This window comes from Haliscomenobacter sp., assembly GCF_033763495.1.
Taxonomy (GTDB): Bacteria; Bacteroidota; Bacteroidia; order Chitinophagales; family Saprospiraceae; genus Haliscomenobacter.
The window spans coordinates 16,788-40,321 of the sequence record NZ_JANRKL010000166.1; the positions used below are offsets into that span (position 1 = coordinate 16,788).

The 23,534-nt window shown below is 46.6% G+C and carries 19 protein-coding genes; 9 read left to right on the plus strand and 10 right to left on the minus strand.

Going from position 1 to position 23,534, the window contains the following annotated elements; translation table 11 throughout:
* Positions 1 to 38: 38 nt before the first annotated feature.
* From SFV55_RS17620 to SFV55_RS17630, 3 genes are all read right to left on the minus strand, one after another.
* Positions 39 to 2,234 (minus strand): hypothetical protein, encoded by a 2,196-nt coding sequence (locus SFV55_RS17620; protein ID WP_320030849.1) that lies wholly within the window; start codon positions 2,232 to 2,234, stop codon positions 39 to 41.
* Positions 2,235 to 2,259: 25 nt separating this feature from the next.
* Positions 2,260 to 2,913, minus strand: a complete 654-nt coding sequence (locus SFV55_RS17625; protein ID WP_320030850.1) for a hypothetical protein — start codon at positions 2,911 to 2,913, stop codon at positions 2,260 to 2,262.
* A 210-nt stretch (positions 2,914 to 3,123) separates the two neighbouring features.
* Positions 3,124 to 3,759, minus strand: a complete 636-nt coding sequence (locus SFV55_RS17630; RefSeq protein ID WP_320030851.1) for an OmpA family protein — start codon at positions 3,757 to 3,759, stop codon at positions 3,124 to 3,126.
* A 232-nt stretch (positions 3,760 to 3,991) separates the two neighbouring features.
* Here SFV55_RS17630 and uvrA point away from each other — a divergent pair, with 232 nt between their 5' ends.
* A complete protein-coding gene (uvrA, locus tag SFV55_RS17635; RefSeq protein ID WP_320030852.1) occupies positions 3,992 to 6,832 on the plus strand; it encodes an excinuclease ABC subunit UvrA in 2,841 nt (946 codons plus the stop codon).
* Between the two features lies 1 nt (position 6,833).
* On the opposite strand, the gene pabB is transcribed toward uvrA, so the two are convergent.
* From pabB to SFV55_RS17655, 4 genes are all read right to left on the minus strand, one after another.
* Positions 6,834 to 8,153 carry an aminodeoxychorismate synthase component I gene (pabB, locus tag SFV55_RS17640; protein ID WP_320030853.1) on the minus strand — a complete coding sequence of 440 codons (1,320 nt, stop codon included), beginning with the start codon at positions 8,151 to 8,153 and terminating at the stop codon, positions 6,834 to 6,836.
* Positions 8,154 to 8,252: 99 nt separating this feature from the next.
* Complete coding sequence (locus SFV55_RS17645; protein ID WP_320030854.1) at positions 8,253 to 9,386, minus strand: OmpA family protein; 1,134 nt, start codon at positions 9,384 to 9,386, stop codon at positions 8,253 to 8,255.
* 26 nt (positions 9,387 to 9,412) lie between these two features.
* The gene (locus SFV55_RS17650; RefSeq protein WP_320030855.1) at positions 9,413 to 10,627 is read right to left on the minus strand and encodes an OmpA family protein; all 1,215 of its coding nucleotides are present in this window, start codon (positions 10,625 to 10,627) and stop codon (positions 9,413 to 9,415) included.
* Positions 10,628 to 10,868: 241 nt separating this feature from the next.
* Positions 10,869 to 12,092 carry an acyl-CoA dehydrogenase family protein gene (locus tag SFV55_RS17655; RefSeq protein WP_320030856.1) on the minus strand — a complete coding sequence of 408 codons (1,224 nt, stop codon included), beginning with the start codon at positions 12,090 to 12,092 and terminating at the stop codon, positions 10,869 to 10,871.
* Between the two features lie 105 nt (positions 12,093 to 12,197).
* On the opposite strand from SFV55_RS17655, the gene folB reads away from it, so the two are divergent.
* Complete coding sequence (gene folB, locus SFV55_RS17660) at positions 12,198 to 12,557, plus strand: dihydroneopterin aldolase (protein ID WP_320030857.1); 360 nt, start codon at positions 12,198 to 12,200, stop codon at positions 12,555 to 12,557.
* A 15-nt stretch (positions 12,558 to 12,572) separates the two neighbouring features.
* Here folB and SFV55_RS17665 read toward each other — a convergent pair whose 3' ends face one another.
* Both SFV55_RS17665 and SFV55_RS17670 read right to left on the minus strand, forming a co-directional pair.
* A complete protein-coding gene (locus SFV55_RS17665) occupies positions 12,573 to 13,376 on the minus strand; it encodes a segregation and condensation protein A (protein ID WP_320030858.1) in 804 nt (267 codons plus the stop codon).
* 100 nt (positions 13,377 to 13,476) lie between these two features.
* Positions 13,477 to 16,629 (minus strand): carboxypeptidase regulatory-like domain-containing protein, encoded by a 3,153-nt coding sequence (locus SFV55_RS17670; protein ID WP_320030859.1) that lies wholly within the window; start codon positions 16,627 to 16,629, stop codon positions 13,477 to 13,479.
* 171 nt (positions 16,630 to 16,800) lie between these two features.
* On the opposite strand from SFV55_RS17670, the gene SFV55_RS17675 reads away from it, so the two are divergent.
* The 3 genes from SFV55_RS17675 (at position 16,801) to SFV55_RS17685 (ending at position 18,183) form a co-directional block, all read left to right on the plus strand.
* Complete coding sequence (locus SFV55_RS17675) at positions 16,801 to 17,127, plus strand: hypothetical protein (RefSeq protein WP_320030860.1); 327 nt, start codon at positions 16,801 to 16,803, stop codon at positions 17,125 to 17,127.
* 14 nt (positions 17,128 to 17,141) lie between these two features.
* Entirely contained in the window at positions 17,142 to 17,789 is a 648-nt protein-coding gene (locus tag SFV55_RS17680; RefSeq protein WP_320030861.1) for a tocopherol cyclase family protein, read from the plus strand.
* Between the two features lie 100 nt (positions 17,790 to 17,889).
* A complete protein-coding gene (locus SFV55_RS17685) occupies positions 17,890 to 18,183 on the plus strand; it encodes a hypothetical protein (RefSeq protein ID WP_320030862.1) in 294 nt (97 codons plus the stop codon).
* A 3-nt stretch (positions 18,184 to 18,186) separates the two neighbouring features.
* Here SFV55_RS17685 and SFV55_RS17690 read toward each other — a convergent pair whose 3' ends face one another.
* Positions 18,187 to 19,197: a tetratricopeptide repeat protein gene (locus SFV55_RS17690; protein ID WP_320030863.1), complete on the minus strand. Its 1,011-nt coding sequence runs from the start codon at positions 19,195 to 19,197 to the stop codon at positions 18,187 to 18,189.
* Positions 19,198 to 19,249: 52 nt separating this feature from the next.
* On the opposite strand from SFV55_RS17690, the gene SFV55_RS17695 reads away from it, so the two are divergent.
* The 4 genes from SFV55_RS17695 (at position 19,250) to SFV55_RS17710 (ending at position 23,534) form a co-directional block, all read left to right on the plus strand.
* Positions 19,250 to 20,881 (plus strand): T9SS type A sorting domain-containing protein, encoded by a 1,632-nt coding sequence (locus tag SFV55_RS17695; protein WP_320030864.1) that lies wholly within the window; start codon positions 19,250 to 19,252, stop codon positions 20,879 to 20,881.
* Positions 20,882 to 21,015: 134 nt separating this feature from the next.
* Entirely contained in the window at positions 21,016 to 21,990 is a 975-nt protein-coding gene (locus tag SFV55_RS17700) for a DMT family transporter (RefSeq protein ID WP_320030865.1), read from the plus strand.
* A gap of 72 nt (positions 21,991 to 22,062) precedes the next feature.
* Positions 22,063 to 22,830 carry an alpha/beta fold hydrolase gene (locus SFV55_RS17705; RefSeq protein ID WP_320030866.1) on the plus strand — a complete coding sequence of 256 codons (768 nt, stop codon included), beginning with the start codon at positions 22,063 to 22,065 and terminating at the stop codon, positions 22,828 to 22,830.
* Between the two features lie 32 nt (positions 22,831 to 22,862).
* Positions 22,863 to 23,534, plus strand: coding sequence for a DJ-1/PfpI family protein (locus SFV55_RS17710; protein ID WP_320030867.1), 672 nt, complete (start codon positions 22,863 to 22,865; stop codon positions 23,532 to 23,534).

A 23,534-nucleotide genomic window follows, 5' to 3' on the forward strand; every position in this document is an offset into this window, starting at 1 on the left:
CAAAACCAAACCAACAAAAATTAAATCAATTACCTATCTTACTTATCAGAAACTTTTCCATACCTGTTTCCATTCTTATAGTAAACTATAAAAGCCTGTGAAAAGCCATTTTTTCGCGCTTCATGTAATGCTGCAATTGCATTACTTTTCTCTTCAAACCCAGAAATAAGAACCCGAACCATATTTTTATTGGTCAAAAATTCAGTGTCTAATTTCCCAATTTGACTAATGAAACTATATTTTGGGTGATCTACTAAAAAATCTTTAAAATAAGGTGCCTCTAGTTGGATTCTGTAATAATTTCCAGTGTATGTGTCTTCACTCGACAAATATGAAAGAGTGTCATATTTTGATACTCCTTTAAAAAAAGTTGTTTGCGGGATAGCAGGAGCTATAACTCCGTTTAGATCACGATCTGCTGCTGCCTCTCCAAGAAATCCGCTATTCCCAGTATTTGCCCGCTTAAACTTTGAAGTACCTATATTAGGATTTAGCAACACCCTACCTTCAGATAACCAAACTCTTTCTGGTGTTTTTATCCATTCATTTGGCACAGGGGGGTTGAGAAACGTTGCATTACTGAATTTAGCCCAGCGCATAAGTGCAAATACTTTAACAAAATCATTCAACCGTTCATATTCTCTGGTACTTTTGATTAGGATAGGAGAAATAGAGTAAAACTCTCTTTCTTCCTGAGATTCTGTCCCAAAAAGTCCAAAACCGTGCATTGTAATTAAAGACTGATCAATTTCTTTCGAATTTTGCTCTATATCCATTCTTTTTAACGTCAAGAAACTTCCGCTCTGATCGATAAAAATAGGAACATCTGTTATCTTCCAAGTAGAGGGCAAATACCCATTTAGCCATTTTTCTACTCTAGAGTTAGTATCGCAATTGCAATCTCTTATTTTCTCCTTAAGTTCTTCATCTGCAATAGGCAATACATCACACATCAGCGCAATGAGTCCTAGCTCAAGATTTTCAATCACAGGATGCAAAATCACTTCCCATCTTGTCATGTTATTTGAATCATATCGTTCATATATACCTGCTAGCCCATGTGCCTCCTCTAGTTTGTTATTTGTAGGATTATTAAAAGCAATGGTGTAACCTGCGTAGGCATCTTCTAAGTTCACTGATGGGAAAATTCTTTCACTACCATCCACAAATATAAATTCTAATACCCCCGTCGGTAAGCTTGATTTATCGATTTCATTTGAAATCCACCTAACTGATTCTAATTTCGGTAATGTAGAACTAGCGACTACCGTATCTCCTAAAATCACGCCACCAAAACCAGCCCTGGTTCTGACTACATTTCGGAATCCCATTTTTCTCGAAGATTGACCACCATAGTTGTTGTCAAGAAATTTATTATATTTTTCTACAGAACTATTTTTTATTGTAGGATTTTGATAATTAGATGCAGCATCAACGGAGGACGGACCTGGTGGTTGTGGATTAGGAATTTTAGGTGTGTTTGGATTTAGAGACCTTGTTTGGTTTTTATATGGATTCTCAGCAATTGAATTTAACGCCTTATCCGTTCGAGCTCCCTCATAACATTTGTAAAGTTGTTGCGTTACATTTTTTAATCTTTCTTGAGGAGGTGGAGGAGATTTTGCTAGGCTAATCCCTTTTTCTAGTGCTTCAGTATGAGTTTTACTTTTATTTAAAATATCAAATAAATTATCATCATGAATTTCAAAATGAAACTTTAAAATTCCCCTTGTCCCACCTAAAGCCCCTGATTCAGTATATTTAGAAATAGCCATTATGCTCTTTTTAATGTCATCAGCCAGATTTACATTACTTGACGCTAAAGCTGTTTTAAAAGTAATTTTAGATATTTCAGTAGAAATATTACCAAAAAATTTGGCTAAGGGTTTTTCTGATAGTATCCCCTGGTATTTTTGGGCCATGTCTTTTGATAACATAGCCAACAATTTTTCGCCGTTTCCTGGAGAAGCTGCCTCAGCTGCTTGATAAGCCATCGTAATTTTCCTCACTGAGGGATATCGAACCCATTCATTTTGTAACTGTACAGGAGGGCTATAGCCATAACTTTGAAGTAGTTGAATTGTTCTATCGCCACCAGCTTGGGCATATTTAGCCACCGCATTTATTGTTTCAGGAATTGGCAGCCCTTGCTCAATTTGTCCAAAAACATTAAATAAGGAGTTGAGGGACAATAAACTTATTAAGAATATTGTCTTGAAAGTTGAATTTTTCATGCTTTTTTATTTTATGTATAAAAACTTAGGATTTTATTTTTTCGAGTAACAATTTTTTCTCATATTTAGCATCACCAGAGAAATTAGCATCTGGTACTTTTAATAATAATGCTGCAAGCATTCGCGGGCCATGAAGACGAGCCTCTGTAAAAACATTTGTCCAAAATTCCAGAGGTGAAACTCTATCAACAGGTGGCAAAAGATATGTTTCAATTAAAGTGACGTCGGTGTCGTTTGGATCGGCTTCTTTTCTATAGGCATTTACTTCCGAAATAACAGACAAAGCCCTTTCAGGCTTTATACTTTTTGCACATGCCTCTATAATTAATGTTCTAACCATGTAAGCCTCGACCATGGGACCAGTGGGGAATTTATGTAGCAAATGCTCCATTTGGCCAAAAGTTGTTTTTTTTGCACTGGCCTCATTGTAGTTGTCTTCGATATCCCTACAGATTTCCAATAGGGATTTAATTATTTGATTATTAGTCAAATGTGCATTTTCAAAAGATACTGTTCCACTACGAATTTCTTTTTCTATGTGATTTTTTCTTGCAGATTGTATTATTACTTCATCAAGTCTTATATCATACTCCAATAATTGCCCTAAAAGTCTAATTGATTTTTCAATATTATTCGACTTCAACTCTTCTCTAATTTCAAATATTTTTCCTGAAACCATACCTAATAAAGTTAATTGGGTTAAAAAGTAAAAGTACTTTGATTTTATGCTTAAAGTTCATGTCTCATAAATGCTATTCTTTAGTATCGGCTCTAAAAGTAAGGAATTCATTGGAGATTAGCAAGGTTAGATTTGCAAAAAAAACGCATTGTATTTTAAATTTAAGAGACATCTTATTTATACACCAAACTAGTCAGTTAAGGACAGCATTTATTTTTTCAAAAACGTCAATTCCACCCGTTCATTTGCCATCCGACCCTCCATCATTTCTACATCGGCTACGGGGAACTCATCGCCATACCCCGTAGCTTTCATGCGCGATTTGGCAATGCCCATTTTGCTCAAAAAATCTACCACAGCACTGGCGCGGTCTTGTGAAAGGGTGAGATTCAAAATCGGATCGCCTGCTCCTTCGGTATGGGCACCTATTTCAATTTTGAAGCGAGGGAAAGCTTTTAAAATTTTGGCCAGCTGCTGCAATTCCACCTGCATTGCAGGAAGCACGTCCGCCTTATCCACTTGAAAATTCAAGGTTTTGAACAAAAAAACTTCTATAGACAGGTCTTTACCCGCATCAATGGCCTGATACAATTTTTCACCAACTGTACCCTCCGCAAAATGCTCCTGGCGTAAACTTTCCAGCCTTTTAAGGGTTTCTTCATCTACTTGTGCGGCTTCTTCTTTGGCCAGGGCTTTGGTTTCATCAAGCATGTCCTCGATGGCACCCATTGGGTCTTCCTCCGCGGAAACAGGTTCTTTTTCTACCTGATTTTTGCAAGCAACACTGATGAAGAGCAAGGCAAATACACAAAGGCTGATGGAGAACAATCGGTAATGAGGTTTCATGTGATCAAAACTTGAAGGGGTGAAAACGAGTAGTTCTTAATGCATGAAGTTTAAACGTTTTTCCGCAGGTTTTTGCACAAATTCCCTTAAAAAATATCTATTTAAGTTTTTTCTTTTTGAAAAAAATTGATTTAAGTTTTATTTTTACACTCTTGTACGGGCGCCCCTCGCGGGTGCCCTCACAGGATCGTACGAGTAACCCTCCGTGGTTGCCCACCCAAACAATCAAACCATGTCAAGCCAACCCAACGGAACCGATAGCCTGGATTTTATCGAAGTAATTGGCGCCCGAGAGCACAACCTCAAGGACATCAACGTGCGGATTCCGCGCAACAAATTGGTGGTCATCACCGGCCTAAGCGGTAGTGGTAAGTCTTCATTGGCTTTTGACACCATTTATGCCGAAGGCCAACGGCGTTACATGGAGACTTTTTCTGCTTACGCCCGTCAGTTTATTGGGGAAATGGAGCGCCCGGATGTGGAACGCATCGATGGTTTGAGCCCGGTTATTTCGATTGAACAAAAAACCACCGGTCGCAACCCTCGTTCTACCGTAGGCACCATTACCGAGATCTACGACTTCATGCGCTTGCTTTATGCGCGGGTGGGTGAAGCCTATTCCTATGCCACGGGCAAAAAAATGGAACGTTTCAGTGAGGAGCAAATGCGGGAAAGGCTGCTGCTGGATTTGAAGGGCAAAAAAATCTCCTTACTCGCTCCCATGGTGCGTGGTCGCAAAGGGCATTACCGCGAGTTGTTTGAGCAGGTTCGCAAACAAGGTTTTACCAAAATCCGGGTCGACAATGAAGTCCTGGATGTGGTGCCCGATATGCAGGTAGACCGTTACAAGGTGCACGACATTGAAGTGGTGGTAGACCGCCTTACCGTCAATCCAGACAACCCCGGTCGTTTGTTTGAATCCCTGGCTTCTGCCCTTAAAATTGGCAATGGGGTTGTGATGATCCTGAACATGGACAACCAGCAAATCACCACCTACAGCAAACACCTCTTTGATTTTGATTCGGGCATTTCCTACGAGGAGCCTTCGCCCAATACTTTTTCTTTCAACTCGCCTTACGGAGCTTGCCCTACTTGTAATGGCCTGGGCTTCATCAACCAGGTGGACATGGCCAAGGTGATTCCCGACCCAAACAAAAGCATCACTGATGGTGGCTTTGCACCTCTGGGTGAATTGCGGGAAAACATGGCCTTTAAACAACTCAAGGTCATTGCCAAAGAATACAAGTTTTCGCTAACAACCCCGATCAAAGACATTCCAGCCGAAGCCATGGAAATCATCCTACGCGGAGGAGGACAAAAATTGGCCATTAAATACGATGGAGCGGAAGACGCCATCTACAACATGGCTCAGGAAGGTTTGGTCAAAATGCTGGAGCGCTGGTACGAAGAAACGACTTCTGAAAAAATCCGCATTTGGGCCGAGGAATTTATGACCATTACTGAATGCCCAGAGTGCCATGGATTTCGCTTGCGCCAGGAGTCCCTGCACTACCGGGTGCACGATCGGCACATTGGCGAATTGTCGAACATGGACATTGCGGAATTGGTGGAATGGATGGACAATCTGCACATTTTTCTCAACGACCGCCAGCAACTCATTGCCAAAGACGTGCTCAAGGAGATTCGCCTGCGTTTGGGTTTTCTCATGCACGTGGGTTTGGAATACCTGACGCTGCATCGGCCTTCAAGAACCTTGTCGGGCGGGGAGTCGCAACGCATTCGTTTGGCTACCCAAATTGGTTCCCAACTCACCGGGATCACCTACATCCTGGATGAACCCAGCATCGGCCTGCACCAACGCGACAATCAAAAACTCATCGAAGCGTTGCGCCAACTGAGCAACATTGGCAATACCGTACTGGTGGTGGAGCACGACAAAGACATCATGATGGCCTCCGACTACCTCATCGACCTTGGGCCCGGAGCGGGCAAACACGGCGGCGAATTGGTAGCTGAAGGCATTCCACATACTTTTTTGGAAAAACACACCATCACCTCCGAGTACCTGAGTGCCCGCCGAAACATTGAAGTACCCAAAGTAAGGCGCAAGGGCAACGGACAGGTGCTGGAATTGATCGGAGCCAAAGGCAACAACCTCAAAAATGTCTCAATTTCTATTCCGCTGGCCACTTTTTGCTGCGTAACGGGGGTTTCGGGGAGTGGCAAGTCCACCCTCATCAACGAGACCTTGTACCCCATTTTGCGCCAGCATTTTTACAATAGCCTCAAGCCACCCATGCCTTACACCGAAATCCGGGGCCTGGAGCACCTGGACAAGGTGATTGAAATTGACCAATCGCCAATCGGACGTACCCCTCGTTCCAATCCGGCTACCTATACCGGGGTCTTTACGGACATCCGCAACATTTTTGCCGAATTGCCCGAGGCCAAAATCCGGGGCTACAAGCCCGGTCGTTTTTCCTTCAATGTAAAGGGTGGCCGCTGTGAGGTGTGTGAAGGTTCGGGCATGCGGGTGATCGAGATGAACTTTTTGCCCGATGTATACGTGCACTGTGAAAATTGCCTGGGCCGTCGCTACAATCGCGAAACTCTGGAAGTACTCTACAAAGGCAAATCCATCAATGATGTACTGGACATGCCCGTGAGCGAGGGGGTGGAATTTTTCCAAAACATCCCCAAGATTTACCGCAAACTCAAAACCTTGGAGGAAGTGGGTTTGGGTTACATCACCCTGGGGCAACAGGCCACTACCCTCTCTGGCGGCGAGGCCCAGCGGGTAAAACTGGCCGAGGAACTCTCCAAACGAGACACAGGCCGAACCATCTATATCCTGGATGAACCTACCACCGGGCTACATTTTGAAGACATTCGGCATCTCCTGGAGGTCTTGAACAAGTTGGTGGAACGGGGCAATACCGTGCTGGTCATCGAGCACAACATGGATGTGATCAAAGTAGCCGATTACATCATCGATATGGGCCTGGAGGGCGGCCAACGTGGTGGTGAGGTGATTTGTACAGGTACACCCGAGCAAATTGCGAAGCATAAGCAGAGTCATACCGCGCGGTTTTTGAAATTGGAGTTGAAATAATCTACTTCCGCAGCACTTCCCGCAACCTTTCTGCCTTCAACAAACATTCTGCATATTCCTCCTCAGGATCAGAATCAAACACGATTGCGCCCCCAACCTGCAAGGACAAGTATCCACTTTCTTGTTGGTACAACAAACTGCGGATGACAACATTAAAATCAAAATCACCATTGGGTGCAAAATAACCGATGGCCCCGGAATACAGCCCTCGGCGGCTTCGTTCCAATTGCTCGATCAATTGCATGCTGCGCAGCTTGGGCGCCCCGGTCATGGAGCCCATGGGGAATGCTCTTTTGATGGCTTCAATATCCGAGACTTCGGCGGACAAAGTCCCCGTCACCGTTGAAATCATCTGGTGGACAGTGCTGAAGCTGTAAATGCCAAAAAGCTCTTCTACATTCACCGTGCCTGGCTGACAGCTACGGGCCAGATCATTGCGCACGAGGTCTACGATCATCACATTTTCGGAGCGGTTTTTGGGGCTGAGGTATAATTCTGTTTTGAGTGCAGCATCCTCTTCCTCAGTTTTACCCCGGCGGATGGTGCCTTTGATGGGTTGGGAAATCAGTTTTTGCCCGCGTTTGGCCAAAAAGCGCTCGGGGCTGGCACACAGTGCAAAATGCCCCTGCCAACGGAAAAATGCGGCGAAGGGTGTCTGCGTTTTGAGCCGCAGGCGTTGAAACAGGTTAAAAGGATCTAATTCGCAAGCTGGATGGAAAAACTCCTGGCAGAAGTTCATTTCATAAATGTTCCCCCGGCCAATTTCCTGACGGATTTGTGTTACTGTTCGCAAGTACTCCTCACGCTGGATGCGGGGCTGAAGTTCAATTTTTTCGGCAGGTTTAGGGGCGTGGATTTTGGTTTGTACAATCTGCTCGTAAAGGTCTTCAGGTGCCTGGGTCGCTGAGGCAATCGTCAGCACTTGATTCTGTACACTGATGCGGTGCTCGGGCACAAAAAAGCACAAATCGGGCCATTCCAGCGGGTCGGGATAGCGGGAATCCAATTGTTCCAGCTCGTTCTTCAAGTCATAAGCCAGGTAGCCAAAAAGGTATTCTTTAGGGTATTGGTTTTTGAACTGAACCAATTGTTCAAATGCCCCCTCTCCTGCCCGAGCCTGGATGGCATCCAAACACCCCGCTCCAACCAGCAAATCATAAGCTTGAAAAACATCCTGACTATGTCCATTGGAATCGAGGTAGCTGAATTGTTCAAAACGAGCCAACCACTGGATCAGCTTGGTCTTAAAAGCTTCCAGCGCTGCTGGATCAGCCAGCTTGCTGCGGTAAATGCGCCAAGTGGGTGCCGATAGGTCTACCATTCAATGCCGGGTGTGTCTTTTTGCTGCAAGGCTAATCAAAGCCCTGCATATACCCTAAACATTTAGAAAGGATTTTTGTCGCGGAGTCACAAGTGTTCTTTATAATTCCAAAATCTTTACGTCTACGCGCTGATTTTTCGGATCATTTTTCACTGCCGAAACCGGCTGGGTTTTTCCATAGCCCTTCATCACCAGGCGCTCTTTCTTAACACCTTTGCTGATCAAATAATTCCCTACAGCAGCAGCCCGGCGTTGGGACAAACGGTTGCAAAAATCATCGTCGCACAAACCATTGGTGTGGCCACCAATTTCAATGAGCACGCCCGGGTTGTTGGTTAAAAATTTCACCAAATCGTCCAGTTGTGGGTAAGAAGCCCGGTTGATGATGGTATCGTTGACGGAAAAATTGATGCTCGACATGCGGAAGGTTTGCCCCTTGCTGAGGTCTTCCGTTTTTAGGGCGCTGAAGTTTGGATTGAGTACAACTTTGGCCTCAGCTACAGGTGGCTGAATTTGTGCAGGAGGAGGGGTGGTGACAACAGGATTGACAACGCTATCCTTTTTGGGTTGTTCAACTTTGGCTACTTCTGGTTTTTCCTCACAATCTTCCGTAATGGGCGTGATGGGGGAGGCATTATCCAGCAGAAGATTGCCATTGTAGGGAAACAAATTTGGCGTTTTGTAAAAAGCCTCAAAGGTAATGTGGGTATAATCGCCAGTAGGTTCAAAGCGGAAATTGTATTCCAGCCAGCGGAAATGAACAATCAGATTGGTTTCAGCCAATAGGAACTGGCGGTCACAAGCGGAAAAACCACCGTAGATCCGGAGTTTGGCCGGGGTGCCATAATTGGCTTGGCCACCTTTGGCTTCACTTTGACCAATGTATTTTTCACTACGGGCCAGGAAAATTTTGAATTCGTAACATTTCCCCCCCTTCATTGGTCTGCTCAGTTTTTGACTGATTTTTTCCCAGGTTTCGTTGTCGCGCACCACCATGGCCATGTAGGTCTTGCCGTGTTGGGCAGGAGTAGTTACCCCAAAATCACCACTGGGCTGAATATCAGGAGCCAGGGCAGCATCAGCATTACAATTCACCCAACCTCTGGGCAAGTGGTTGGCCTGGGGTACATCCTCAAAAGAAGGATTCTGCAAATAAATCAGGGTATCTTGTGCAAAAACACCAGAATAGACTGTGCTAAACAACACAGCAGCTACAAAAAACAACTTGTACATACGATGATATTTCAAAGCGGAACCAGCTACAAATCAAGGATTTTTATCTCCACCCTTTGGTTTAAGGGGTCGTTTTTAACCGCCGACAGTGGTTGGGTTTTGCCGTACCCCTTTACTTCCAAGCGATTGGAAGTGATTCCATTTTTGATCAAGTAATTGGCCACTGCTCTGGCCCGACGCAAAGATAAACTATTGCAGTAGGCATCATCACACAAACCATTGGTATGACCACCAATTTCAATCACCACCTTATCATTTTGCTTCAGGAAGTTGTTCAATTTGTCCAAGTCCACATAAGAACTGCGGTTCAAGGTGGTGTCATTCACGGTAAAAACAATAGACCGTATCCTGATGGTTTGTCCTTTACTGAAATTGTTCAGGGTATCCAGGTTAGGATTTTCAATGACTTTGGGAGCTTTAGGGGTGGTGTTGACAGTCGTTGTATTGACTGGGGTTTTTATCGGGTTTGAGGGCTCAGAATCTCTGGGCTTAGGATTTTCAACTGGAGGTCTTTTTGTGCTTCCGGCGGTTTTAGGCCCATTTGAAGTATCTTTTCCAGGAGAAGGATTTACCGGGGGCTTGGTGACTGCCACGATTTTTTCCTTACAAGGTACAACTGTCAAAGCAGAGGCGTTGTCCAGCAAGATGTTGCCATTGTAAGGAAACAAATTGGGCGTTTGATAAAATGCTTCAAAAGTGATATAGGTAAAATCGTCGGTAGGTTCAAACTTGAAATTGAACTGCCGCCAGTTGTAACTGCTGATGAGGGGTGATTCGGCTAGTAACTGTTGCCGGTGGCAAGGGGAGAAACCGCCATATATCCGCAACTTGGCGTTGCGTACATAATTGACCTTTTCCTCCGTCACCCGGCTTTGGCTCAGGTATTGTGGGCTTTTGGCGAGATAAATACTGAATTCGTAACATTTGCCCCCTTCCATGGGGCCGCTGAGGCGTTGACTGACTCTTTCCCAGGTGGAATTGTCGCGTACAACCAATCCCAGATAGGTATCTCCATCCTGTGGCAGCATGGTCACCCCAAACTCGCCGCTGGGTTGCACATCTGGTTCTGACTCCCCGGGAAAGCCACAATCGATCCAGTCCCTTGGCGTTTGGCTGTGCCGGGGGGTATCCTCAAAAGAGGGGTTTTTGAGTTGAATCTTTTGCTCCTGGGCTTGTGCAAAGTTGCTGGTTCCTCCGAAAAAAAGTACCAGGGCTCCAAAAATGAATAGTCCACTCCTCATATAACAGTATTTTCGGATAGTTTGCCTAATTGGAAAAGGAACGTTCAAAGGATATCAAATGGTCTTTTGTTCTACCCAAATTATAACATTTAGGTAAAAAAAGAAAGGCTTAGGCCCTTGTGGAGGGTGAAAATTTCAATTTTAACTAAAATTTTCACCATTCCTTTGGTTAATAGCCCAGCCTTTCACTACTACAAAGCTACCGTTTCCGGTCAAATTATTACCTTTTCTCCTTTACTTTTTATTGAAAAGCATTGAGTCCAGTAACATCGTTACCCGTAATCAGCAGGTGGATATCGTGCGTGCCTTCGTAGGTGAGCACCGTTTCGAGGTTCATCATGTGGCGCATCACCGGGTATTCGTTGGTAATGCCCATCCCGCCGTGGATTTGCCGGGCTTCGCGGGCTACTTCCAGGGCCATGTGTACGTTGTTGCGTTTGGCCATCGAAATTTGAGCGGGAGTAGCTTTGCCCTGGTTGGCCAAAGTACCCAGGCGCCAGGCCATCAGTTGCGCCTTGGTGATTTCGGTGATCATTTCGGCCAATTTTTTCTGAGTCAGTTGGAACTGCCCAATTGGCCGACCAAACTGCATGCGTTCTTTGGAGTAACGCAGTGCCGAATCGTAACAATCCAGTGCAGCTCCAATTACTCCCCAGGCAATGCCATAACGGGCTTTGGACAAACAAGACAATGGCCCTTTCATCCCTTGTACATTTGGCAGTACATTGCTTTTGGGCACGCGTACATCTTCAAAAACCAATTCACCAGTGATGGAAGCACGTAGGGACCATTTGCCGTGGATTTCGGGGGCAGAAAAACCCTTCATGTCGCGTTCGACAATTACGCCACGTACCACACCACCTTCGTCTTTGGCCCACACCACGGCTACATCAGCCAGTGGGGAGTTGGTGATCCACATTTTGGCGCCGTTGAGGATGTAGGAGTCTCCATCGTCTTTGATGTTGGTCACCATCCCGTTGGGATTGGAGCCATGGTCGGGTTCGGTGAGACCAAAACAGCCGATGAAGTCACCATTGCCCAATTTGGGCAGGTATTTGTGGCGTTGCTCCTCCGAGCCAAAGCGGTAGATCGGGTACATCACCAGGGAGCCTTGTACCGAGGCCATGGAGCGAATTCCGGAATCGCCCCGTTCCAGTTCCTGCATGATGATGCCATAGGCAATCTCATCCATACCGCCACCGCCGTATTCTTCGGGTAAGCTGGGCCCAAAAGCACCAATTTCGGCCAGTCCTTTGAACAAATGAGTAGGGCACTTTGCCCGGTCTGCATATTCTTCAATGATGGGAGTTACTTCTTGTTTGACCCAGGTACGTACGGCATCGCGGGCTAAGAGGTGGTCTTCGCTGAGCAGTTCGTCAATGTTGTAGTAATCGTGCCCCTGAAAGCGATCCTCACGTGCTCGCTTCTGAATTGGCGATGTGCTCGCCCCATTTTCTAAGGACATACTGTTAGTTTTTTGTGGTTAGGATTGCAATAATTAATTCAAAAGACAAAAATACGGATTTATCCTGCTCAGTTTTAGTATTTTCGCGCCGTTAAAACCGCTTTTATGACGACGATTGCGCTGGAGGGTATGCAGTTTTTTGCCAATCACGGCTATTACGAAGAAGAACAGGCTACCAACACGTATTTTATTGTAGATGTATACGTGCAAATTGGAGACAAAAGTATGCGCGAGGTGACGATTGCCGACGACCTCACGGGTACGGTTAATTATGAAATGATCTACGAAATTTGCAAAATTGAAATGAAAAAAACCACCCGCCTGATTGAAACCCTGGCGCAGCGCATTTACAATCGGCTAAAAATGCAGTTTCCTTTTGCCACTAAGATAGAAGTGAAGTTGAGTAAAATGAATCCTCCCTTGGCGGGTGTGGTGGATCGGGCTTATGTCTACATTACGCAATGATTGTACCATCAGGGTTTATTCTTCTTCCTGCTCTAGTTCTTGCTCCTCTTCCCACTCTGAGTCCATTTCTTCATTGGGGGCCTCCTCCAACCAAAAATTATTCATGCCTTCACCTTGCAACACTTTTACTTTGTGTAAATTGACCAGGTCGAGCAGGGCCAGGAAGGTAATGATGGCGTGAATTCGGTCTTTGCACTCGCCAAAAATAGCTACAAAATCAGCTCGGCGACCATTGCTGATGCGGCTGTAAATGTACTCCTGTTGACCTTCGATGGTGTGGTTGAAACGGGCAATCTGGTGTACTGCCTTAGGTTGGGGTGTTTCAAAACGCGTCATCACACTTTCAAAAGCACGCAAGAGGCGGAAGAGGGTGAGTGATTCCAGCTCCGTGTCAACCAAGGCTTTAGTGGCAATCTGCTGAAGTTCCTGAGTAATGTTGCCGCGTACTTCCTGCATGGCGCGGTGCTCTTCCATTTCGCGCATTTCGTCGAGTACACTTTTGTACCGTTTGTACTCCAAGAGGCGTTGTACGAGTTCGTCGCGGGGGTCAATTTCATTGCCTGCTTCGTCCAGTTGTTTGCGGGGCAGCAACATCTTTGCCTTGATGCGGCAGAGGGTGGCAGCCACGAGGATGAATTCGCTGGCCATGTCGATGTTCATCTGCTCCAGGTGGTGCAGGTAATCCAAAAAATCGTCAGTGATGGTGGCAATAGGAATGTCATTGATGTCCAATTCATCACGCTCGATGAAGAACAACAAGAGATCGAAGGGGCCTTCGAACTGAGGCAGGTGAATGGTATAGGTATCGTTTACGGCCATAGAAGGGCGAATTTAGGGAGAATTTGGGGAAAAATAAAGCGCTACCCACAGCTCAGTGGATAGCGCTTTATTCCTACCTAAAATATTCTGAATTTACGATTTAGAACGTATACCGCAAACCCACTCTCGCCTGCCATCTCGACAACAAGCTAAAGTCATCAGCAAAAGTATTTTTGAGCGAAGTGTCAAAAGAGTAGGTTGGCACTCCGTTGGCTACACTTACGCCCAATGGCTGGGTATTTACTGGCAATTGGCGTACGCCCCAATTGGAGTTCAGCATATTGCCAAAGTTTAGGATATCGAGGCTGAGCTGAATGCCACGGCCACCATCGCCCATTTGCATATCTTGAGCTATCCGAATATCCCACTGTGAATACCAGGGAGCCAGGATGCCGTATTTTTCAACATACTTGCCCCGATTGGCACTCAGGTACTTGTCCTGGCGAATAAAGTTGCCAAAGGCATCACGCTGAGCCGCAGTTTGGAAGTTCATCTGACTCAGTTGAGCATCGGTTGGGATAAAGATCAGGTCGTTGAGGCCCGAACCATCGTTGTTGATGTCGCCAGAGTAAGTGTAGCTGAAGCGGAAGTCGGCTACGTTGTCGTTTTGAGTGGTACCACCTTGGGCATACTGGAAGAAAGTCGAAATGGTAGTTGCCCAACGGCCACCGTATTCAAAGGTTTTGAACGCAGAACCAATGATGCGGTGCTTGGTACCAAACAAGGAAGGTGCCAAGAGCGCGTTGTTCACGTGATTGATGGCCGGGTTGCGGTCAAAAGCATCGCTGGAAATTTCAGCTTCTACCGAAGAGGCATCTTTGGCATCCAGGAAGTTGTAACCCAACATCACCTGGCCATTTTTGAAATTGCGGCGCAATTGTACACTGGTATTGAAGGAGTAACCCACGTTGGTGTTGGAGAACACGTAAGCGTTGGTGGGGCCGCCAAATACCAGAGTGCGGTCGGCATTGGTGTAAATCGGGCGACTGTCCGGGCCTTGCAGTTTGCCAGTTGGCAGTTTCAAGCCATAGTTGCGTACCATGGCCGCTTGCAGGTCTTTGGTATACAGCACATCAAGAGTGAATACCCAGTTGCCCATCTTGCGGTCGTAGCCGAGGTTGGAACGCCATACTTGTGGGAACTTGAAGTTAGGATCGGTGTAGTTGTAGAAGAAGAAGTTGGGATTGGCCACCTGGTTGCCAATCCAAACGAAGGGCAAGCGGCCCGTGAAAAAGCCCGTTCCCCCGCGCAATTGAGCACTTTTGCCATCGCTACTCAGGTCGTAATTGAAGCCAATCCGAGGTGAGAACAGCGGCACTTGCTTGGGCAATTTGGTATGGTCAAATTTTTGAGGGTCTCCCTGCTCGTTGTACCAGGTGATACTCGCGTCATAGCAACAGTTGCGGGCAATGTTTTCTTCAATTTTTTCAGGCGTATTGAAGTACAAAGGCATGTCCATACGGATGCCGTAAGTCAGCGTGAATTTTTTATTCACCGTCCATTCATCTTGCAGGTAAAAGGCAAATTGGCCTACATTGGTTTCCGCCAGTGCCCAACCTTTGCCTGGAGTTCCATTTTCTCCACCATTGGCATTGGCAAAAGCGCGGGCTGCTGCTACTTCATTGTCAAAAGCACCCGTGTTTACGCTGTCCAAAAAGGCCGTTGTGCTCACGTAATCGGGGCCAAAAGTACCACCGTAAGCATTCAGGTTAAAGGAGTTGTCAAAACTAAACACTTCCAGACTGGTACCAATCGTGTAGTTGTGTTTGCCTTTGTAGATGTTGAAGTTATCGGTAAACTGGAACACATCCTGGTTCAGGCGGTTAAAAACTGAGAAGGGCTCGTGACCCGCTACGATGTAACGAATCCCGTCCTTGGCGATGTTGATGACCGGGAAAGGCTCTGAAAAAGGATCGCGGGCATCGCGGAAGGCAGTGTAACCCACTTGCAACTTGTTGGCAGCAGAGTTGCCAAACAAGGAACGCAATTCAATGATGCCGGAATTGATCTTGTTGTTGATCTGGTAGCCGGAATTAAAAAATTGCAGGGTAGTTAAGTCAGGACCACGGCGACCAATCGCAGAAGGGTGAGCAGGTTTTTGTTTGAAGGCATCCAGGAAGTTGTAGGTTGCCGTCAGGGTATGGTTTTTGCTGATTTGGTAATCCAGCTTCAAAATGGCCTTGGTACTATTCGTATTGTGCAAATAGTCTTCGTATGGGCCGGTTTTGTATTGGTATTTCCGGTTCAAAGCTTCGGAAACCGCGTCCAAATCCGACTTGGCTACCCGCGATACGTTAGAACCCGTTCGCCCGGCAGCAGCAGCGATAGCCGTGGAGCCCAGGTCGCTACGATCGTCAATTTCGGCGTTGGCAAAAAAGAAAAGTTTGTTCTTGATGATCGGACCACCCAAGGCAAATCCATACTGGGTTTGGGAAAGGTCGGGGACAACAATTTTTTCCCCACTTACTTTTCCTCCGGTCAAGTCCTGGTTGCGGAAAAACCCAAATACGGAACCTTTAAGTGTATTGGTACCAGATTTGGTTACCGCATTCACCGAAGCCCCAGTAAAACCAGCTTGGGTAACATCATAAGGTGCCAATGAAACGGTGATTTGTTCGATGGCATCCAGTGAAATGGGTTGGGCATCCGCCTGACCACCCGGTGTAGCTGCATCCAAACCGAAGGGGTTGTTGAAAATAGCCCCATCAATGGTGAAGTTGTTGAACTGGTCGTTCCGGCCCGCAAATGAAACCCCATCCGAAGCTGGTGTAGCCCGGTAGAAATCTTGTGCGGAACGCGTAATGGTAGGCAGTTTGGTCAATGCGTCCGAACCAACGTTGGTTTCTGAACCTGTCCGGCCTTTGCCAAAAATATCAGAGCGGTTGGAGGTAATTTCTACTTCATTCAGTAGGGCTGAATTTTCGGCCAATTTGGCGTTAACAGTAAATTTGCTACCCAGTTGCAGAAAAACTCCATCAAGTTGGAAGTCTTTGTAGCCAACATACGTAACTTTGATGGTGTAAGGGCCACCAACCCGCATGTTGGGAATGGTAAAACCACCGTCTTCACGGGTATCAACACCATAAACGGTGCCTGATTCAACGTGTGTAGCAACTACACTGGCACCAACGAGGGCTTCGCCAGATTCAGAAGTTGCAGTACCTTGGATAGAAGAAGTGGTTTGTTGTGCGTAAATGTTTGAGCATAAACACAACATTGCCAGGAGAGGCAATAGTCGTAAACCTAGTTTCATTGAGTGTACGTTTTTTGATTAGGGTAATCCGATCAGGGCAAAATTAATTTATGTACACTTAACTAAAGGCATACTAAATTTAATTTATTGTAAATTAAAGGTTAAATCATTGTTTCGTACGTGCTCTGAAGGAAACTTCAATCTTCTATTTTTAAAAAAATGTAAACCAATATGCAGGATCAACTCTTACGTTGGCGTGCCCTTTGGCAACCCGAAATGTACCACGGCTGGGGACGCAAACACAACTATTTTGAAGGCTGGTATTTTAAATTGGTTGATCCTAGTAGTCGTGCTGTTTTTGCGGTAATTCCTGGCGTGAGTTATGCGCAAAACGGGCAGGCGCATGCCTTTATCCAGGTTTTGGATGGCATCCAATGCAAGGCCTATTACCACCAATTCCCCATTGAAGCCTTCCAGCCCAGTACGGATGGCTTTGCAGTTCAATTGGGCAATAATTTTTTTCTGCCGAAAAAATCACCCTCAACCTGCCCCAATTAAAAGGTACTCTCCACTTGCAAAACCTGCATCCCTGGCCCAAAATGCTGGGCGCTCCGGGCATCATGGGGTGGTTCAGTTTTGTACCTTTTATGGAGTGTTACCACGGGGTAGTGAGTGTGCACCATCGCTTGCAAGGGCAATTGGAAGTATTCGATCAGCCTGTCGATTTCAGTAATGGAATCGGATATATTGAAAAAGACTGGGGCGTATCTTTTCCCAAAGCCTGGATTTGGATGCAAAGCAATCATTTTGACAGCGCCAAGCCCATGTCCCTGATGGCTTCGGTAGCACATATCCCCTGGTTGGGCAGTCATTTTATCGGCTACATCGTTGGTTTTTTGTGGGAAGGAAAATTGTACCGCTTTGCTACTTACACTGGAGCCAAAATGCAGGTAGAACTGACGGAGAACCAAGTGAAACTGGCTTTTTTTGACCGCAAAAACCGCCTTGAAATCACCGCACACCCTGCTCCAGGAGCCAATTTGATTTCTCCCATCAGTGGCCAAATGACGGGTAAGGTGAACGAAAGTATGCAGGCCAAGCTGGATGTTGCTTTTTATGAAAAGGGGGAATTGCGTTACCAGGGCCAGGGAAAAAATGCCGGGTTGGAATTGGCCGGAGGTTTGGATGAGTTGGTCGGAAAACCAGTAAAAAACCACTAGCCAACAGTGTGAAGCCTTAAAAAAAATGTAGATTTGTCGGAAGTTACCTGGGTACTTGTTTAAGTTTTTTAGTTCGGGCTACAAACGACAATTTCTTCCTATGCTCATTGTGATACGAATCTTAATCATCTTGTTTATTCTGGGCCTGATGGTCTTCATGGGGCACCTGTCTGTCCGTATGGAAAAGCGGCGCGTCGGCGGCAAATACCACGATTTTTGGCAGGACACCATGGGTTCGGTGTGGCGAACTGGCGGCGAAAATTTCCTACCCGTTCCCTCCTGGAAAGAAGAAAGTGATGCCTACTGTGAACGTTTGCGGCAAAAAAGGAATTTGGTGGTGTATTTGTTTTGGTTGATTTGGGTGCTGATTGTGTTGGTGTTTATTGTATTCTAAACCCTACCTCACCCGCTCCAATCCCTCCTTCGCCTTTGTATAATCAGGAGCCAATTTCAGCGCCTGCTCATAATCCGCCTTTGCTTGTTGCTTTTTGCCCAAAATTTCCGCCGCTACGCCCCGGTAAAAAAAAGCCTGGATGTGTACTGGCGAAGCTTTAATAGCCGCATCAAATTTTTCATAAGCGGCAGGAATGGAGTCCATGTCCATCAACAAGAGCCCGGCATTAAAGTAGCCTTCGGCGTATTTTGGGTCAATGCGGTTGATTTTTCGGAAGGTTGCCAACGAGCCTTTCAAGTCGCCAATGCTTTGCTGGTAATAGCCACGAGCGTGTAGGGCTTCGATGTTTTTGGGATCAATGCGCGTAGCCGTTTCAAAATAACGCCCGGCGATAGCATTGCCCAGTGTAGCATGCAATTGCCCCAGGTTGATCCAGGCATCCACCAGTTCGGGGTCGTTTTCCACTGCCGTTTGAAAACTATTGATGGCCCGGGCCGTATCCCCCATTTCTTTGAAGTTCATCCCAAACATGAAGAAGGCTTCCGCATTTTGAGGGTCAATTTGTAAAACCTGATCGATGCTTTTCATCGATTCCTTGTGCATTTGCAGGATCATCTGAAATTCCGACAATTTGAGCAGGGTGGGAATGCGTCGAGGAAAACGCATTACGGCAGTTTCCAGGGTTTTCAGTGCTTTAAAACTTTTAAAATAATCCATGTAGGCATCGGCCAGGAGGTGGTAGTAGTCCACTTTACTGGAGTCGATGCTGATGGCTTTGTTGAGGTCGGCAATGGCTTCATCAAAACCTTCCAGTTCAAAGTACTGCTCGGCCCGAGCATAATACAAATCAGCATTTTTTGGACTCTTCTCAATTTGGGCATTCAGCTGATCCAGCTTGGCATTGCCCGTTTTTTGGCCCTGGCCCTGGTCTTCGACTTTTTTCTTACAGCCGACAAATGACATAAAAACCAACAAGATTAGGGCAAAATACCGATATTCGATGAACTTATGCATGGTGCAGTGTTTCTGTTTTAGAACAAGTTAACGACAAGCCAATATGATTCGTATGACCACCTATTCCATAATCGCAAAAATCGGGCTGATCATTTGCCTGGCCATTTTTCTCCCGAATTGGATTTGCGCCCAAAAATGGCAAAATCTCCAGACATTCGGTGGCTCTGGCAACGAAAACCCTGGAGATTTGTATTGCAACAACGATGGGCACTGCGCTACGGGGTTCACTTTCCAGGGGAAAATGGAATTGGATGGTCGCACCCTGAATAGCCAGGGCGGTAGCGATTTTGTCATCCTACAACGTCCTAAAGGTAACGCCCAATACCGTTATTTTAGCCATGGTGGCGGCCCGCTGGATGAGGAAATTGTGGCGGTGCGCCCCCTGAACAATGGAGGTTTGTTGTGTGCCGGGGTATTTTGGCAAGAACTGGTTTTGCCCGATACCACCTTGACAGCCCTGGATGCAGGTAAGGCCATTTTTGTGTTGTCTTACCTGCCTTCAGGCCAATTGTCCTGGGCCAAAGTAATTGATGGTTCGGGCCTGAAAATCATCAGCGATGTATTGCTCAACAACAATGGCAACATATGGCTGAGTGGTTCCTTTAGCGATACCCTTTTTGTAGAGGGCAAAAAATGGACAGCAGCGGGGCAAAGTGACCTTTTTTTGATGCGTTTGGAGTCAGACGGACGTATGCAATGGCTGCAACACCATGGGGTAATGGGCAGCACTCGCCTAGCGGGTATTGCAGAATTACCAGGGCGAGCAGTGGCGGGCATAGGCAGTTTTGACAAAAGTGTACAATTTGGCAATGATATTTTTGCGGCCAATACCAGCGACCAGGATTTATTCATAACTGCCTGGGGCCCTGATGGCCAGGTATTGTGGGCGCGCAAAGGTGGAGGCGTATATGAAGCCACCCCTATTGACATTGTCACAGATGACAAAGGGGGTATTTATTTCTGTGGGAACATCGTCGGGGTAATCCGCTTTGACAATGGCCTGAGTATCCAGAGTAAGGATGGCAATTCCGATTTGTTCCTCGGGGCTTTTTCTTCCTCGGGCACACTCCAATGGGCGCGGACTTTCACAGGAGAACAAGTACAGGAATGCTCGCGAATGTTGTGGCAAAACAAGCAAATTTACCTCAGCGGCTATACACTGGGACGTTTCAATTACGGAGGAAAAGACATCAACCCCAGCGATGGCTTTAGTTCGTTTTTGGCGATACTGGACACCCTGGGGCGGCCCACTGCTGTGGAAGTACTGGATGCCAGTGGAGGCCTGTACAGCGGAGGCCTGGCTTACAGTGTGGGGAGTCAGTTGCAATTGGCAGGAGTGTATCGGGGCACGGGCAATCTGGAAACCTTACCTTTACCAGCAAGCAGTTCTTTCGATTTTTTTACCGCCGATTTTTCAACTTTGGTTACTGGTATTCCGAACGTTTTGGTGGCCGATCCCCAATTCAAGGTTTTTCCAACGCCCAGTAAAGACATGGTATACATTCAAAACACCCGGCAAGCAGAGCCTTACACGGTACACATTTACGATGCTTTTGGGCGCAGGATTCAGGAAATTACGGGCAGCCCCGTCGCGCTGGATACCTCCCGGTTTAGTCCCGGTGTTTATTTATTGCAAATCCGCCAGGCGGCAAAGTGGTCGCTTTACAAAATAATCCGGCAGTAAATCCGGCATCAAAGTACGGTGTTGAGGGAATTATTTTGGCCAAATAAGCCTTTAAAGAAAAATCCCCAGGTTTTTCAAGGTTGGAAAATGAGCCTTTTTTGCACGCAACCAGTTCGCAAAAAAGGCTGTTTTTTATGCCAGATAACTATCCCTGGAACCTTCAAACCAGCACCCAAATGTCCACAGCACCCGCATTAAGCAACAATTTTTCCCAACGTCGGCGCATCATCGCTTCTGTTTTGGTATTGATTGCCGCGCTTTGTTTTTCGGCCAAAGCCGTTTTGGTCAAATTGGCCTATCGCTACGAAATTGACAGCATTTCCCTACTCACCCTGCGGATGGTTTTTTCGCTGCCTTTTTTCCTGGGTATTGCCATTTGGGCCAAACAAAAGGCCTTGAAAGAAAACCGCCACGTAATACTAAGCGCCCGCGACTGGATTGCCATTTTCCTGTTTGGCCTCTGTGGGTATTACCTGGCGAGTATGCTCGATTTCATGGGTTTGTTTTACATCACGGCGGGTTTGGAGCGTTTGATTCTGTTTTTATACCCCACCATGGTGTTGGCCATCAACGCTATTTTTTTGAAAAAACCTGTCACTCGAATCCAGTGGATTGCCTTGGCCTTGACGTACGGTGGGGTGAGTTTAGCCTTTTTGGATGGGGGGCAGTTGGGGGAAGGCCGCAATGTGTTGTTGGGCAGTATCCTGATTTTTTTCAGCGGCCTAACCTATGCCATTTACCTGGTCGGAAGTGGTCAATACATCGCCAAAGTGGGTTCTTTGCGCTACACCTGTCTAGCCATGTTGGCGGCCAGTGTAGGCGTGATTGTGCAGCATGGGATCATTTTCCAGTGGGCTTTGTTTCATTTTCCAGCACCAGTGTATGTTCTCGCACTTATCATGGCAATCCTTTCTACCGTGTTGCCAACTTTTTTGATGAGTGAAGCCATTCGCATCATTGGGTCCAGCAATGTAGCCATTATCGGGAGCATTGGCCCGGTAGCTACAATTGTGATGGGCTATTTCTTGCTGGGCGAAACCTTTGGCATCTGGCAGTTTTTGGGCACCATTTTGGTGATCATTGGGGTCTTGCGGATCAGTTTGAAATGATAACTTTGTGGCAAAGTTGAGGAGTTGAGGCTACTTTCGCGTCACCCCCTCAACTTCTCAACCTTTCACAATATGGAGTTAAACCATAAATCACTCGGCCAGGGCGAACCCCTCATTGTATTGCATGGCCTATTTGGCACCCTGGACAACTGGCAAACCCTGGCTAAATCCTGGTCCGAGCATTACCTGGTATACCTGGTGGATTTGCGCAATCACGGTCGTTCGCCGCACGTGGATGGTTTGAGTTATCCGGCGATGGCGCAGGATTTGCACGATTTTATGGAACAAAATTGGATCCATAAGGCTCACATTCTGGGGCATTCCATGGGTGGTAAAGTGGCAATGGAGTTTGCGTTGAGCTACCCTGACATGGTGGATAAACTCATCGTGGTTGACATTGCACCCCGCACATACGTACCTGGGCACGACGAAATTTTTGCAGCGCTTTTTGCTGTTGACCTCAACACCCTCGAAAGCCGTCAAGCCGCAGAAGCCATTCTCGAACAATACATTCCGGAATGGGGCGTGAGGCAGTTTTTGCTCAAAAACCTGTCGCGGCTGAAAGAAGGTGGGTTTGAGTGGAAAATGAACCTGCCGGTTATTTACCGCGATTACGCCCAAATTTTGGAGCCACCCAGCGAGACTGAACCATTTGAAGGCCCTGCCTTATTTATACGAGGAGAACAATCCAGGTATGTGCGCAACGAAGATATTCTGCGCATCCAGGAACTTTTTCCCCGCAGCACCATACAAACCGTTCCTAATGCGGGTCACTGGGTCCATGCTGATCAGCCAGAGGTACTAAAAGGGATGGTGAATGAATTTTTGAATCAGGGTTAATCCCCTCAACTTCTCAACCTCTCAACTCACTTATGACCACCATCGGTTTTATTCTTTTCCCCCGCCTCACCCAACTCGACCTTACCGGTCCATACGAGGTATTTGCCCGTTTGCCCGATACGCAGGTTTTGTTACTGGCAAAAACCTTGGACCCCATCGTTACCGAAAAGGGCCTGGCCATACTACCCAACGGTACTTTTGATACAGCCCCCCAGTTGGATGTGCTCTGTGTACCCGGTGGACCAGGCATCAACGACTGTTTGCAGGACGAAGTGTTGCTCCAGTTTTTGCGCCAGCAAAGTCAAGATGCGCGTTACGTTACTTCGGTTTGTACAGGCGCATTGATTTTGGCAGCGGCAGGTTTGTTGGACGGGTATCAAGCTACTACCCACTGGCTTTCGTTGGATTTGTTGCGGCAGTTTGATGTGGAGGTCCGTACCGAACGGGTTGTACAAGACCGCAATCGCATTACGGGCGGCGGCGTTACGGCAGGCATTGATTTTGGACTGACCATCGCAGCTGCTATGTTTGATCAAACCACTGCCGAGTCCATTCAACTGATGATGGAGTACAATCCTCAACCGCCTTTTGATAGCGGGCATCCCAGCACTGCCCGACCAGAAGTTATTGAAAAAGTGGAGCAGGCAGCGGCACCTTATCAGGAAGAACGGAAAAGGATTGTACAGAGAGCCGGTAAAAAATGA